The organism is Actinokineospora sp. (genome assembly GCF_050699995.1).
Classification (GTDB): Bacteria; Actinomycetota; Actinomycetes; order Mycobacteriales; family Pseudonocardiaceae; genus Actinokineospora.
In genome coordinates this window covers 1-13,716 of the sequence record NZ_JBOHGC010000134.1, presented here as the reverse complement: position 1 = coordinate 13,716, position 13,716 = coordinate 1, and the positions used below count along the sequence as shown (strand labels likewise).

14 protein-coding genes are annotated in these 13,716 nt (G+C 69.5%); 5 read left to right on the top strand and 9 right to left on the bottom strand.

What is annotated here, in order from left to right; all coding sequences use genetic code 11:
* Positions 1 to 5 precede the first annotated feature (5 nt).
* Positions 6 to 1,874, top strand: a complete 1,869-nt coding sequence (locus ACRDSQ_RS07890; protein ID WP_431420043.1) for a helix-turn-helix domain-containing protein — start codon at positions 6 to 8, stop codon at positions 1,872 to 1,874.
* Positions 1,875 to 1,953: 79 nt separating this feature from the next.
* On the opposite strand, the gene ACRDSQ_RS07885 is transcribed toward ACRDSQ_RS07890, so the two are convergent.
* Entirely contained in the window at positions 1,954 to 2,898 is a 945-nt protein-coding gene (locus ACRDSQ_RS07885; protein WP_431420041.1) for a zinc metalloprotease, read from the bottom strand.
* Positions 2,899 to 3,023: 125 nt separating this feature from the next.
* On the bottom strand, positions 3,024 to 4,367 hold the full coding sequence (locus ACRDSQ_RS07880; protein WP_431420038.1) for a tannase/feruloyl esterase family alpha/beta hydrolase: 1,344 nt from the start codon (positions 4,365 to 4,367) through the stop codon (positions 3,024 to 3,026).
* A 222-nt stretch (positions 4,368 to 4,589) separates the two neighbouring features.
* Here ACRDSQ_RS07880 and ACRDSQ_RS07875 point away from each other — a divergent pair, with 222 nt between their 5' ends.
* A complete protein-coding gene (locus tag ACRDSQ_RS07875; protein WP_431420037.1) occupies positions 4,590 to 5,297 on the top strand; it encodes a phytanoyl-CoA dioxygenase family protein in 708 nt (235 codons plus the stop codon).
* Here the strand turns inward: ACRDSQ_RS07875 and ACRDSQ_RS07870 are convergent.
* The 6 genes from ACRDSQ_RS07870 to ACRDSQ_RS07845 form a co-directional block, all read right to left on the bottom strand.
* Entirely contained in the window at positions 5,282 to 5,401 is a 120-nt protein-coding gene (locus ACRDSQ_RS07870) for a DUF397 domain-containing protein (protein ID WP_431420122.1), read from the bottom strand. The genes ACRDSQ_RS07875 and ACRDSQ_RS07870 overlap by 16 nt on opposite strands.
* 22 nt (positions 5,402 to 5,423) lie before the next feature.
* Positions 5,424 to 6,302, bottom strand: a complete 879-nt coding sequence (locus ACRDSQ_RS07865) for a helix-turn-helix domain-containing protein (protein WP_431420036.1) — start codon at positions 6,300 to 6,302, stop codon at positions 5,424 to 5,426.
* A gap of 109 nt (positions 6,303 to 6,411) precedes the next feature.
* The gene (locus ACRDSQ_RS07860; protein ID WP_431420035.1) at positions 6,412 to 8,703 is read right to left on the bottom strand and encodes an FtsX-like permease family protein; all 2,292 of its coding nucleotides are present in this window, start codon (positions 8,701 to 8,703) and stop codon (positions 6,412 to 6,414) included.
* Positions 8,700 to 9,380 (bottom strand): ABC transporter ATP-binding protein, encoded by a 681-nt coding sequence (locus ACRDSQ_RS07855; protein ID WP_431420034.1) that lies wholly within the window; start codon positions 9,378 to 9,380, stop codon positions 8,700 to 8,702. Before ACRDSQ_RS07855 ends, ACRDSQ_RS07860 begins: the two co-directional genes overlap by 4 nt.
* On the bottom strand, positions 9,377 to 9,901 hold the full coding sequence (locus tag ACRDSQ_RS07850) for a PadR family transcriptional regulator (protein WP_431420032.1): 525 nt from the start codon (positions 9,899 to 9,901) through the stop codon (positions 9,377 to 9,379). The genes ACRDSQ_RS07855 and ACRDSQ_RS07850 overlap by 4 nt, the downstream gene beginning before the upstream one ends.
* Positions 9,902 to 9,959: 58 nt before the next feature.
* Complete coding sequence (locus ACRDSQ_RS07845) at positions 9,960 to 10,319, bottom strand: VOC family protein (protein WP_431420121.1); 360 nt, start codon at positions 10,317 to 10,319, stop codon at positions 9,960 to 9,962.
* A gap of 84 nt (positions 10,320 to 10,403) precedes the next feature.
* On the opposite strand from ACRDSQ_RS07845, the gene ACRDSQ_RS07840 reads away from it, so the two are divergent.
* Positions 10,404 to 10,868, top strand: a complete 465-nt coding sequence (locus tag ACRDSQ_RS07840; RefSeq protein ID WP_431420031.1) for a CGNR zinc finger domain-containing protein — start codon at positions 10,404 to 10,406, stop codon at positions 10,866 to 10,868.
* Between the two features lie 15 nt (positions 10,869 to 10,883).
* Here ACRDSQ_RS07840 and ACRDSQ_RS07835 read toward each other — a convergent pair whose 3' ends face one another.
* Positions 10,884 to 12,086 carry a DUF445 domain-containing protein gene (locus tag ACRDSQ_RS07835; RefSeq protein WP_431420029.1) on the bottom strand — a complete coding sequence of 401 codons (1,203 nt, stop codon included), beginning with the start codon at positions 12,084 to 12,086 and terminating at the stop codon, positions 10,884 to 10,886.
* Between the two features lie 77 nt (positions 12,087 to 12,163).
* Here ACRDSQ_RS07835 and ACRDSQ_RS07830 point away from each other — a divergent pair, with 77 nt between their 5' ends.
* Both ACRDSQ_RS07830 and ACRDSQ_RS07825 read left to right on the top strand, forming a co-directional pair.
* Entirely contained in the window at positions 12,164 to 13,330 is a 1,167-nt protein-coding gene (locus ACRDSQ_RS07830; RefSeq protein ID WP_431420027.1) for a pyridoxal phosphate-dependent aminotransferase, read from the top strand.
* A gap of 98 nt (positions 13,331 to 13,428) precedes the next feature.
* Positions 13,429 to 13,716: RNA polymerase sigma factor (locus ACRDSQ_RS07825; RefSeq protein WP_431420025.1), on the top strand; the 288-nt coding region annotated here is incomplete at its 3' end.

Below are 13,716 nucleotides of genomic sequence, written 5' to 3'. Positions count from 1 at the left end.
CGACCATGGCGACCGTGATGGCCGACGACGCCGTGCGCACGCTGCTCGACCTGCTCGCCCGCGGGGCGGGCGGGGACCAGTTGGCGCAGGTGGCCGCGACGGCGAGAGCGTCGGGCCTCGACGGCGCGGAACTCGCGCTGATCGAGCAGGCCACGGAGAACGCGCTGCGGGTGCGGCACACCGTCGCCGAGCACCGGCGGCGCGAGGCCGAGCTGACGGCCCTGTTCGACACGGCGAGCGACCTGGCCCGGCTGCGCGACACCGACGCCGTGCTGCGGTCGATCGTGCACCGGGCGCGGATGCTGCTCGGGGTGGACGTCTCGTACCTGTCGATGAACGACGAGGTCGCGGGCCGCACCTACATGCGGGTGACCGACGGCTCGGTGTCGGCGCTGTTCCAGGAGGTCACGCTGGCCATGGGCGAGGGCCTCGGCGGTCTCGTCGCGCAGACCGCCCGGCCCTACGCGACCCGCGACTACTTCGCCGACGTGCGCTTCCGGCACACGAACCCGATCGACACCTCCGTGCGCGACGAGGGTCTGGCGGCGATCCTGGGTGTGCCGCTGCTGTTGGGCAGCAAGGTGATCGGCGTCCTCTACGCCGCCGACCGGACCCCTCGGGACTTCGCCGCCGAGGAGGTCGCGCTGCTGGCGTCACTGGCCGACCACGCCGCGATCGCCATCGACAACGCCCACCTGCTCGACGAGACCCGACTCGCGCTGGCGGACCTCAACAGCGCCAACGAGACGATCAGCGCGCACAACGCCGCCATGCGCCGGGCCGAGGAGGCCCACGACAAGCTGATGGACGTCGTCCTGCGCGGCGGCGACGTCCCCGATGTCGCCGCCGCGGTGGCCGAGGTGCTCCACGGCGGCATCGCCGTGTACGACGCCGCGGGTGTCGAGCTGGCCCGGGTCGGCGCCGGGTCCGCCCGGTTGTCGGTGAAAGCCGTGGGGAAGTCACGCTCCTCCGGCCGCGCGGTGTCCACACAGGACAACTGGGTCTGCGCGGTGCACGCGGGCCAGGAGCTGCTGGGCAGCCTCGTGCTCACCGGCAGGCCCGAGTTGGCCGACGCCGACCGGCGCCTGTTCGAACGGGCGGGCGTGGTGACGGCCCTGCTGCTGATCCTGCGCCGGTCGGTGGCCCAGGCCGAGGACGAAGTGCGCGGCGAGCTGCTGACCGACCTGCTCACCGCCCCCGACCGCAACCCGGGCGCGCTGTTGGCCCGTGGCAGGCGGTTGGGCGTCGATCTCACCGAGCCGCACGCGGTGCTGGTGGCCACCGCCGACCAGGTTCCGCGCCGACGGCTGGCGCTTGCCGCCGCGCGCTATGGCGCGCTGGTCGGGGTGCACGCGGACCAGGTCGTCGTGTTGAGCCGGGAGTCCGCGCCGGGGAAGGTGGCGGCGCGGATGGCGACGGCGCTCGGGTCCATTTTGGACACCGAGGTCACGGTGGGCGCCGCGGGTCCGGTGGCGGGCGTCAGCGCCCTGGTCGAGGCGCACGCGGAGGCGGCCAGGTGCCTGCGGTCGCTGCTCGCGCTCGGGCGGTCCGGGCAGGGCGGGTCGATGGTCGATCTCGGCTTCGTCGGCCTGCTGCTGGGCGAGTCCACCGATCTCGAAGCCTATGTGCGGTCCACGCTCGGCCCGGTCCTGGACTACGACGAGCGACGCGGCACTGAGTTGCTGCGGACCCTGCGGGCGTACTTCGCCAGCGGCTCGAACCTCACCAAGGCCAAAGATGTGCTGCATGTACACGTGAACACCGTGGTGCAGCGGATGGAGCGGATCGGCTCACTGCTCGGCGAGGACTGGCAGACCCCCGAGCGCTCACTGGAAATCCAGCTGGCCCTTCGGTTGCACGACGTCATGCCCTAGACAGCCCAGAGGGGCCCGTCACGATGACGAGCCCCCTCCGGAAACGGCCGGCCGCCTCACACAGCCGGCCGTCAGCGCCTTACTTGCCCGCGCGGTAGGCGGCCCAGGCGTCGGACATGCGGGTCGACTGTCCCGGGGTGAACTGGTTGTAGCAGTCGTCGTAGGAGTAGTCCATGTAGTTGTGGATCGGGTCCAGGCCCGGCAGCGCGCAGGAGTCGCGGCCGACGGGGCAGCCCGAGGTGGAGCTGGACTGCGCCGGGGTGTCGGCGACCGAGTCGTTGGTCGTGGTGCAGCCACCCTGGAAGGTGTGCCACAGGCCCATCCAGTGACCGGCCTCGTGGGTCAGGGTCTTGCCCTTGTCGAAGTTCGTCGCGCTGCCACCGGGAACGCTGGCGTAGTCGATCACGACGCCGTCCAGCTTGGGGCTGTTGGTGTAGTTGGACGGGAAGTACGCCCAGCCGAGTCCGCCGATGTCGGCCGACCAGACGTTGAGGGTGCTCGCACCGCCGACGCGGGTCGCGGTCTTCATCTGCTTCTCGACGTTGGAGCGGTCCAGCTTGGAGAACCAGGTGGCGTTCGACCAGCGCTTGGTCTCCTGCAGGGTGAAGGTGAAGCCGGTGTTCGCGGCGACGCCCGGGGCCTCGGCGCCGGCGAAGCCGTCGTTGAGGACCTTGATCTGCTCGGCGACCGTGGCGTCGGACATCGAGCCGACGCCGCCGTTGCCGGTGATGATGTGGAACACGACCGGGATGGTCGCGCCCGCGGCGTAGGCGCCGCTCGACTTCAGCGCCGCGACCTTGAACTTCAGCTCACGGTTGATCCGCAGCGCCTCGTCCTGCGAGATCTCGTTGCGCTCCACGCCGGGGGCGGTGCCCGGCTTGACGCGGTCGGAGGAAAGGTTGCCAACACACAGTTCCGGGCGCAGCGCCGCGGTGGCGGTACCGGTGTCGGCGACGGCACCGCCGGCGAGGGTCAGGCCACCGAGCGCGAGCGTCGCCGCCAGCATCACAGTGCGCGCACGCATAGAACGATCCTGAGTCATGTGTCCTCCATGCAGGGGAGTGGGACGTCAGGATCCTCACCGGGGGCGCATGCGCGACGGGGCATTTGTGACCTGGGTCACTTGTAAACGTATTCCCATATATTCGCTCAGCTTCCGGAGTACCCGCAGGTAGAAGCCGATATCGGCACAAGAGTTCCGGTCGGCGGGGTGCCATCCAACCAACTCTCCATGGCGTCGAACGCGGTCCGGAAGCACGGGCCGAGCGGTCGGAGCCGGTCCGGGTACACGTCGTAGAGACCGTCCACATGGGTCCCGCCGTCGATCCGGTAGTAGCGGTGCAGCGCGCCTCGGTCCTGTGTGGTCACCAGGTCCGCGTAGACGTCCGAGGTCCGCGAAATCGGCAGCAGGGCGTCGAGTGTGCCGTGCAGGGTGATCAGTGGCTTGTGGATCCGGCCGGTCAGCGAGATCCGCTCCACCGCCCGGTGCACCGACTTCGGTCGGGCCGCGTAGTCGTAGTCCGCGTCGCAGTTCGGCGTTCCGGTGGCGCAGAAGGGGATCCCGGCCTGGAGGTCGCCGTCGAAGGCGGGGTCGAACTCCTCGCGGTAGACGCGCTGGGTGAGATCCCAGTAGACCTGGTGGTGGAACGGCCACAGGAATTCCGATCCCGGAGCGAAACCGGCGTCCAGGATCGCCTGGTGCGCGGCGGGATCACCCGCCGCATAGGCGGGGTAGTGGCGGATCGCGGCGGGCAGCGAGGTGAACAGGTTCGGCCCCTCGTCCGTCCACAGTGTCCCTTCCCAGTCGACACCGCCGTCGTAGAGGCCGGGCCGGTTCTCCAACTGCCAGCGCACCAGGTAGCCGCCGTTGGACAGCCCGGCCATCAGTGTTCGCGCGGGTGGGCGGCGATAGTGTTGCGTCACAACGGCTTTCGCCGCGATCGTCAGCTGGGTCACCCGCGTGTTCCACTCCACCACCGCGTCACCCGGACGCCGCCCGTCGGTGTGGAAGCCGACGCCGGTGTTGCCCTTGTCAGTCGCGGCGAACGCGTATCCGGCCGCGAGGACGTGGTCGGCGATCGCCCGGTCGTTGGCGTACTGCCTGCGCACCCCGGGGGCGCCGGAGACGACCAGCCCGCCGTTCCACCGGTCGGGCAGCCGCAGGACGAACTGGGCGTCGGAGTTCCAGCCGTGGTGGGTGTTGGCGCTGGAGGTGTCGGCGAAGTGGCCGTCGACCTGCACGCCCGGCACAGCCGATGGCCTGGGAAGACCCGCGGAGGTCAGACCGGTCCAGTCGGCGACGACGGTGTGCCCGGTGACCGCGGTGCCGGTGGTGGTGAGGTCGTCGAGGCAGGCGGCCAGCCGGCGCTGCGCGCCGGGCACGTGCAGTCGGTCGGCCGCGCAGTGTCCACTGTGTTCAGTCGCGGCGGCGGGTGCGGCGGTGAGCGCCAGGCAGACCAGGCCGACCAGGGTCAAGGCGATGCGGGCGAACATCGGGAGGCCTCCACGTCGTCGGGGTGGAGGCCAACGTAAGGACCGAGGGTCGACCGGCGATATCCCGGTGATCCACACAATCCGGCGGGCGCTTGTAGTGGTGATCACCGTGAGCGTCGAGTCAGCCGAAAGTGTGGTCCCGGACACAGAATGACCTTGGGCGATGGAGCCAACAGGTGAATCCGGTGGCGGGGCGCCGATCACTGGGCTACACCTGAATTCGTGCATGAGGTGCTCGCCGAACTGGGAGTCCGTGCCGACCTGCTCGCGCCGCAACAGCTCAGCGAACTCGACGAACTCGGCTACTGCCGGTTCGACCGATTCCTGTCCCCGGACCAGGTCGCCGCGGCGCTCGCCGACGTCGAGATCCGGCTCCGCGAGAGCGGCAGGCAGGGCGGCACCCTGCACCTGCGCGGCCTGCTCGAAGCGGGCATGGTGTTCGATGCGTTCTGGCTGCGCCCACACCTGCTCGCGGCGGTCCGGCACCAGCTGGGGCCCGAGTTCCGCATCAGCGAGATGCATTACCGGGCGAGCACCCCCGACCACGGCGGCCAAGCGCTGCACATCGACACCATCGACCGCGCGGGCCCGGGCCGGTGGCAGGTCTGCAACGCGGTGGTCGCCCTGACGGACTTCACCGCGGACAACGGCGCGACCCGCGTGGTCCCCGGCTCGCACCTCGACCACGGCTTCGTGCCGCCGCACGGCCACGACGACCACCCCGACCAGGTGACGCTGGTGGGCGCGGCGGGGACGTGCTGGCTGTTCAACTCACACCTGTGGCACTCGGGCACGAAGAACGAGACTGGGCAGATCCGCCACGCCGTTCTGACCAGGTTCCAGCGCCGGGGCGCGGCGGCCCTGCTGGACACCTCGCCATCGGACGGAACTATCGAGCGGTTGGGCAGCGCGGCCTATTTGTTGATGTGAGCGGTGAGCGCACGGAAAGCGCCGACAGGCACGGTCATGACCGGGCCGCTGGGATTCTTGGAGTCCCGCACACCCGCGCGGTCGATCAAGATGCCGATCTCCACGCAATTGGTGCCATCGGATGAGCTACGGCTGCTCTTGCGCCACTCCACTGCAGACACCTCTATGTTCCGCCATCCGCACCAGCAGGTCCACCGAGTCGTGCTCGCCAAGGGCCACGTCGGCAAGTTCGGCGAACAGGCGGCTGAACCTGCCGGTCCGCTCTCTGCTGTCGATGAAGATCTCGCTACCCGCGAACTGATGATAGACGACGTCGGGATAGTCGGTGCGAGGCCGAAAGCGCATGACGGTGAATGAGCCCTCCATGCCAACGTGTTCGCCCGCATCCAAGGGGAGGATCTGGATCTTGATGTTCGGCAGCTCGGCCATCCCCGCGAGGTAATCGCACTGGGCTATCCGTACCCGTTCCCCGCCAATCGGTCGAAGCAGGCTCAGTTGATCGATTACCACGTGCAAGGGCAGCGGGTCATCGGCGGTCAACCGCTCTTGCCGGGCAAGCCGAAACTCGACCTGGCGGTCGATCGTGGCCGCTGTGGCGCCGAACTTGATGAGAGTGGCCCGAGCATAGGCCGGGCACTGAAGAAGACCTGGCAGGAGCCCGAGAGAGAAATCGAAGACCGCACTCGCCTCCGTCTCCAGACTCACATAGGTGCCTTTCGCGTGTGGAACGCCGAAGTCGGTCCACCAGCCCTTCTTGCGTGCCTCCAAACACAGGTCGACCAGGTCCGGCCACCGGTCCGCAGGCACGCCGTAGAGATCGAGCATGGACTTGAGGAAGTGCGGGTCGATGCCCTGCTGGCCGAGTTCGATCCGGCTCAACGCCCGGTTGGAGGTGAACAGCGGGGCCGCAACCTCCTCGAGGGTGAGTCGGGCCTGCAGCCGGTACGACCGAAGGATGCGCGCCAGTCGGGCGCGCTTGAACGTTGGGCTGACCCGCTCATCCACCTGATCACCATGCCCGCGCGAGTCGGGAACCGGGAATCCCATGCCCTGATCGAGTGACAATGTCAGCTGGGGACCGCCCCCGAAGCGGTCCCCAGCTGACCACCCCCGGCTATTCGGTTCGCATGGAGCTCAACCTCGTGGCGCCGCGCAGGAACGGCAGCGTCACCAGGGAGACGAGCAGGCCCAACACGACGGCGGCCAGCGACATCGTCGCCACCCCCGCCCAGTCGACGACCAGCGTCGACGACCCCGAGAGCCGCATCACCAGCGCGGCGAGGACAACCCCGATCGCCACCGCCAACACCATCCCCAGACCGATCGGCACGGCGATCTGCCAGAGCAGCGAGCGGGCCAGCGCCCCGGTCGGCACCCCGCTCGCGGCGAGGATCCCCAGCGGGCGGCGGCGTTCCCGGATGTGTTCCAGCGCCAGCACGAGCAGGCTGGTCCCGGCCAGCAGCAGCGTGAAGATCGATCCGATGAGCAGCCCGCGCCGGGCGGCCACGAACATCTGCTGGTTGGGATCCTGGTAGCGGGTCTCCGTCCACTGATTCATGTGCACGTCCCAGCGAGTCAGTGCCATCGCCGTACGGAGCCGTTCCACCGAGTTGGGATCACTGGTGTCAACGCCTATCCCGGACGTCATACCGGACGGCGGCGCTGCCGGGCCGGATGCCGGAGTGGTGATCAACCCCCACGACAGCGTGGCGGGCCAGTACTTGAGCTCCCTGCGGGTAGGCGGCACCGTCCATCTGCTGTGCACCCGCTGCGTGCCCTGCTGGTCGTAATAGACCACGGAGAGCACTCGGCCGGGTGTCATGCCGTCGTTGTCGTTCTGACCCCGAAACGGATGAACGAAGACCTGACCGTCCGCACAGTCGGTGATCTTGAGCTGGCGCTCGATCGTCTTGCAGTCGACGATTCGCACGTTCGTCGTGAAGCCAGTGTCAGGGAACATGACCTCGACCTCCCGGAATCTCGCGACCGGGAGATCCGGGTCCACCCGCCGCAGGTGATCGACCACCTTGTCGATCCCCTCAGGGGTGCCGATCACCGTCGCGGTGGACTGGGTCGGGGCGGGCGTCGGCTCTGGCGGCATGTCGTAGCGGACCGAGAGTGACATCAGCACCGATTGCAGCGCGATCGCACCCGCGAGCACCACGGCGACACCGCCGACGACCCTGGCCGACGTCCCGCTGTCGAGTTGCAGCCTGCGGATCGCCAGCTGCCACGACGACGGGCCACCACGCAGCCCGGAGACCGCGCGCTCGACGACCCAGGGGAGCAGCAGCGGGACGCCGACTAGCACGAGCGTCGCGCCGGTCGCGATGACGTAGGACCAGAGTTGGCTGCTGGAGCTGAGTTCGTCGGCGAACAACAGCAAGGCCACCCCAAGACCGACGGTGGCGAACCGCCACACCATTCGCCTGCGGACGGGCTTGCTGAACCGCACGACGCCGAGCGGCTCGATGATGGTGCGGCGCAAGGCGAACTGGGCGGTCAGCACGGCGAGGACCGGGATCGCCAGCACGATCAGGACCACCATCCACCACACCGGCATCATGTCCGAGGGGTAGACGCTGACATCCCTGATCCGGACGCCCGCGGCCAGTTCCCTGCCGATCAGGAACAGCCCCGCGCCGAACACCAGGCCCGCCGCCGCGCTGACCAGGCTCTCGGCCGCGGCGATACGCCGGACCTGGCCGCTGTCGGCGCCCACCAGCCGCAACGCGGAGAGCCTCCGGTCCCGTTCCGCGCCCGCGATCCTGGTGCTGGACGCGACGAAGATGAACACGGGCACGAGCAGTGCCACCGATCCCAGGAGCAGCAACAGAAGCAGGCCCGGGTCCAGCGGCGTGCCCCACGACGGGCCGCCGAACGCGTAGACCTCCTGGCCGTGGCCCACGATGTCCGGCCCGACCCCGACGATGGCGCGGGTCTGGTCGGGTGAGATGACCGCAGACTCGTCGATCACACCGGCCGTGCGATACGGGAGCCGCTCGCGCAACAGCTCTGATCCCGGTTCGGCGAGCAGGTCGGCCAAGGCGGGCGACACGTACATGTCGCCCTCCGCGGGCACCGATCGCAGACCCGGCGGCACCGGCGACGTGGGCCCACTCGGCCAGACGTACCCGACCTCGATCGAACGGCCGCGGAAATCGTCGCTGCGGTAGTGGTAGATCAGCGGGTCGACGCCCTCGATCTTGCCGTACTCGCTGGTCTCGGAGAGCTTTCCCCGCTCGTAGCGGGCGTCGATCATCGGGCCGACCGAGGACGCCAGGAGCAGGACCGCGACGGCGATCCCGATGCCGACCGTGCTCAGAACCAGCCTGGCCACCGAGGTCCGGCCACCCCCGACGGCCAGCCGGACCCCGATGAACAGGTCGTTGAACCAGGCCCTCACTGCACCATCTCCACCTGGCGGGCGCGGCCGTCGCGGACGATGACCTCGCGGTCGGAGTACGCGGCGACCCGCGGCTCGTGGGTGACGAGGACGATCGCGGCGCCGGTTTCCCTCGCGGTGTCGATGAGCAGCCGCATGACCTGTTCGCCGTTGAGCGAGTCCAGCGCGCCGGTCGGCTCGTCGGCGAAAATCACCTTCGGGCCGGTGACGAGCGCCCTGGCGACCGCGACCCGCTGGCCCTGTCCGCCGGAGACCTCGCCCGGGCGCTTGGCCGCGGCGCCGTCGACTTCCAGGCGCCCCAACCATTCCCGGGCGGACTCCTCGGCCTTCGCGCGGGCCAGGCCGCCCAGGCGCAGCGGGAGGGCGACGTTCTCCAGGCAGGTCAGCTCGGGGACGAGCTGACCGAACTGGAAGACGAAGCCGAAGTCGGTGCGGCGCAACGCGCTGCGGTCCTTGTCGGACATCGCCGACAGCGTCTGTCCCTTGTAGACGACCGTGCCGGACTCGGGCGCGACGATCCCCGCCAGGCAGTGCAGCAGGGTCGACTTGCCCGAGCCGGACGGTCCCATGACCGCGACGATCTCCCCCGCGCCGACGGTCATCGACGCGCCGTCGAGCGCCGCGGTCTGGCTGTAGGTCTTGCGGAGATCGGCGCCGACCAGGAGCGGCTCGGTCACGAGGCCACCTGCTTGCCGAGGTCGGCGAGCCTGGCCGTGGTCAACTCCAGCCAGCGCAGGTCCGCCTCGAGGTGGAACAGCGCGTGGTCGCAGATGAGCTGGTCGGCCAGGTCGCCGCGCTGTTTGCGCACGGTCAGCTCGCGCATCGCCCGCAGGTGCGCGACGCGCTGGGCGTCGAGCACGTCGGCGGCGTTGCGGCCGGACATGAGAGCCAGGATGACCTTCGTGTAGAGCGCGCTCTGCAGGTAGATCTCCGGCTTCTCCGGCGTCACGAGCCACTCCGCGACGTCGGTAACGCCCGCGTCCGTGATCGCGTACCGCCTGCGTTCCGGACCGCCCCCAGGTTCGACACCGCTCTCCTCCACCAGTCCGTTGCGCAGCAGCCGCGAGAGCGTCGAGTAGACCTGCCCGTATGCCAGCGGGCGGTCGGCGCCGAAGTGCTCGTCGTAGGTGCGCTTCAGGTCGTATCCGTGCCTTGGCCCTGTTTCCAGGAGCCCCAGCAAGGCGTGGCCGATTGACATGACCCGAACTGTACCGCATGTGTATACACAGTGCGAATAGAGGAGTGACCTGCGGAGATCAACAGGCGCAGAGGCAGAACGGGTGCCCGGCGGGATCGGCGTAGACGCGGAACGTCTTCTGCTCGTCGAGCAGCTTCGCACCGATCCCGAGGGCCCGCTCGTGCGCGGCGGGCAGGTCCTCGACCTTGAGGTCGAGGTGGAACTGCTGCGGCCGGTCGCCTTCCGGCCACGTCGGCGCCTCGTAGTTCGCCACCGCCTGGAACTCGATCAGCGTGCCGCCGTTGCCGATGGTCGACCACGAGTTGTCCTCGGCGGCGTCGGGCTCGGGCCAGTCGAGCAGGCGTGCGTAGAACTTCGAAAGCTCCAGCGGGTCGGGACAGTCCAGGACGACCGAGCCGAGTGTGGGTACGGACATGATTTCCTCCCAGATGCGTAACCAGTGATATGAGCATGTAGGTTAGGCGCGGACCCGTCAACCGGTAAAGGGCCTACAGTGGTTTTCGTGAGCTCTACCCACGACGTCGAGTTGGTCCTCGACTTCCTGAACACCCTTGACGTCGAAGAGAACGCCGACCTGCTCGACGACGACCTGAAATGGCACGCCTGGCTGGCCTCGCGCGGACTGACCGCGGGCGATCCCACGCAGGTCAGGGCTGTCCGCGACGGGTTGCGCGGGCTGGTCGGCGGCACGCCCGCGGATCCCCCACCTGCCGCCGACGTGCGGATCTCGCTGGTCGGGGGCGTGCCACAGGTGTCCGCGCCGGACGCGGCGGGGGCGGTGCTGGCGGCGGCGAGCAGGCTGGCGGTGCTCGGCGAGTGGGAGCGGGTGAAGATCTGCCCGGCGGACGAGTGCCAGTGGGCGTTCTTCGACCGGTCCCGCAACCGGTCACGGACGTGGTGCTCCATGCAGGTCTGCGGAAACCGGGAAAAAGCCCGCGCCTGGCGAGAACGCTCCAAGCTCGGCTGACCAACCCGCGAGGGGTCAGCTGATCAGCTGGGCGACGGTGTAGATCACCAGGCCCGCGAGGGCGCCGACGACGGTGCCGTTGATTCGGATGAACTGCAGGTCGCGGCCGACCTGGAGTTCGACCTTGCGCGCGGTCTCATCAGCGTCCCAGCGTTGGACCGTGTCGGTGATCAGGGTGGTGATCTCGTCGCGGTAGTTGAGGACGATGTGGGCGGCGGCGCCCTCGACCCAGCCGTCGGCCTTGGTGCGCAGGGACTCGTCGTTCATCAGGCGGGTGCCGAGGGTCATCAGGCCCGCGCGGACGCGGGTACGCAGTTCGCTCGACGGGTCCTCGGCGGCGTCGAGCAGCATCTTCTTGGCGGTGCTCCACGCCGAGCCGATGAGGGTCTGCACGTCCGGGTGTTCGAGGACCTGGTGTTTGACCTGCTCGGCGCGTTCCATCACGCGGGGGTCGGTCTGCATGTCGCCGGCGAACTCGGTGAGGAACTTGTCCAGGGCCAGCCGCATCGGGTGGTTGACGTCGGTCTTGACGTTCCAGGCGAAGGACAGGACCTCGCCGTAGACCTTGTCCGCCACCAGGGCGTCGACGAACTTCGGCGACCACGTGGGCGCGCGGCCGGAGACGACGTTGAGGACCTGCGAGTGGTTGACCTTGACCCAGTCGTAGGCCTGGTCGCACATGAGGTCCACGAGCTTGTGGTGGGCGCCGTCGCCGATGACCCGTTCCAGCAGCTTGCCCATCGGCGGCCCCCACGGCGTGCCGATGATCCGGCTGACGACCGCCTGCTCCATGACGGCCTGCACGTCCTCGTCCCGCAGGACCGTGACCGCGCCGCGGACGACCGTGGCCAGCTCGGAGGTGACCCGCTCCGCGTTGTCGCGCTGCGCGAGCCAGCCGCCGAGGCGGTTGGCGATGCCGACGCGGCGCAGGCGTTCGCGGACCACCTGTTCGGAGAGGAAGTTCGTGCCGACGAAGTCGCCGAGGCTGTCGCCCAGGACGTCCTTCTTGTTCGGGATGATCGCCGTGTGCGGGATGGGCAGCCCCATCGGCCTGCGGAACAGCGCGGTGACGGCGAACCAGTCCGCGAGGGCGCCGACCATGCCCGCCTCGGCGGCCGCCTTCACGTAGCCGACCCACGGGGGCGCGTCCGGCCAGAGGGTCAGGCCGATGAAGATCGCCGTCGCCCCCAGCAGGAAACCCAGGGCGACGCGCTTCATCTGTCGAAGGGCGCGCCGCTTCTCAAATTCGCCGGGTACTTGCTCCACGACGTCATTGTCCGTGAGGATCCATATCCGTGCCTCGAACCACGCTCGTACCCAGGCTGCGTCCGTTCACGTCGACGATCTTCGCGGAGATGACAGCTCTCGCGGTGAGCAACGGCGCGGTCAACCTCGGCCAGGGCTTCCCGGACACCGACGGTCCGCCCGCCATGCTGGCCGAAGCCCAGAAAGCCATCGCCGACGGGATCAACCAGTACCCGCCGGGCCCCGGCCGCCCGGAGCTGCGCGCGGCCATCGCGGCGCGGCGGGCGCGGTACGGGACGGCCTTCGACCCGGACTCCGAGATCCTCGTCACCGTGGGCGCCACGGAGGCCATCGCGGCGTCGCTGCTGGCCCTGGTCGAGACCGGCGACGAGGTGATCCTCTTCGAGCCGTACTACGACTCCTACGCCGCGTCGGTCGCCATGTCGGGCGCCACCCGGCGGGTCGTCTCCCTGGCGGAGGAGCCCTCGGGCCGCTTCGGCCTCGACGCCGACGCGCTGCGGGCCGCGGTCACGCCCGCGACCAAGGCGATCCTGGTGAACACCCCGCACAACCCGACGGGGACGGTCTTCACCCAGGCGGAGTTGGAGGCGATCGCCGAGGTCTGCGTCGAGCACGACCTGCTGGCGATCACCGACGAGGTGTACGAGGACCTGCTCTTCGACGGGCTGGCGCACGTGCCGCTGGGTTCGCTGCCGGGGATGGCGTCGCGGACGCTGACGATCTCCAGCGCGGGCAAGAGCTTCAACTGCACCGGGTGGAAGATCGGCTGGGTCTGCGGGCCCGCCGAGCTGGTCGCGGCGGTCCGCGCGGCCAAGCAGTTCCTCACCTTCGTCGGCGGTGCGCCGTTCCAGCCCGCGGTCGCGCACGCGCTGAACCACGAGGGCGCGTGGGTCGAGGAACTGCGGGACTCGCTGGCGAACAAGCGTGATCGACTCTCCGCGGGACTCGCGGAGGCCGGGTTCGGGGTGCGGCAGACGGCGGGCACGTACTTCGTCTGCGCCGACGTGCGGCCGCTGGGCTTCACCGACGGTCTGGAGCTGTGCCGCGAACTGCCGGGTCGGATCGGGGTGGCGGCGGTGCCGGTGCAGGTCTTCACCGACAACCCGGACCGCTGGCGCCACCTGGTCCGCTTCGCCTTCTGCAAGAAGGACGACATCCTGGACGAGGCGATCAGCAGGCTGCACAAACTCGGCTGACTCCCGTTGGTTCCCGGTGTCCCCCGTTGGTGGGTCACCCGGATCCGGCGCCCGGTGATCGTCGTCCGACCGGCGATGACGATCACCGGGAGGACCCAGTGGACACAGCCGAACTCGTCCGTCGGGCGGGCACAGGCGACCAGGCGGCGTGGCGCGACCTGGTCGACCGGCACGCGGGCCTGGTCTGGCGGGTCGCCCGCGCCCACAAACTCGACGACGCGGACGCGGCCGACGTCAGCCAGAGCACCTGGATCGCCCTCGCCGAGAACCTGCCCACGCTCCGCTCGCCGGAGCGGCTGTCGGCGTGGCTGGCGACCACGGCCCGGCGCGAGTGTCTGCGGATGATCGCCGACCGCGGCCGTGAGGTGCGGGCGCCGGAGTGGACC

Coding starts and splice junctions, on each gene's coding strand:
- ACRDSQ_RS07835 (WP_431420029.1), bottom strand. CDS start 12,086: ATGAAGCGCGTCGCCCTGGGTTTCCTGCTGGGGGCGACGGCGATCTTC.
- ACRDSQ_RS07850 (WP_431420032.1), bottom strand. CDS start 9,901: ATGTCAATCGGCCACGCCTTGCTGGGGCTCCTGGAAACAGGGCCAAGG.
- ACRDSQ_RS07880 (WP_431420038.1), bottom strand. CDS start 4,367: ATGTTCGCCCGCATCGCCTTGACCCTGGTCGGCCTGGTCTGCCTGGCG.
- ACRDSQ_RS07885 (WP_431420041.1), bottom strand. CDS start 2,898: ATGCGTGCGCGCACTGTGATGCTGGCGGCGACGCTCGCGCTCGGTGGC.
- ACRDSQ_RS07890 (WP_431420043.1), top strand. CDS start 6: ATGGCGACCGTGATGGCCGACGACGCCGTGCGCACGCTGCTCGACCTG.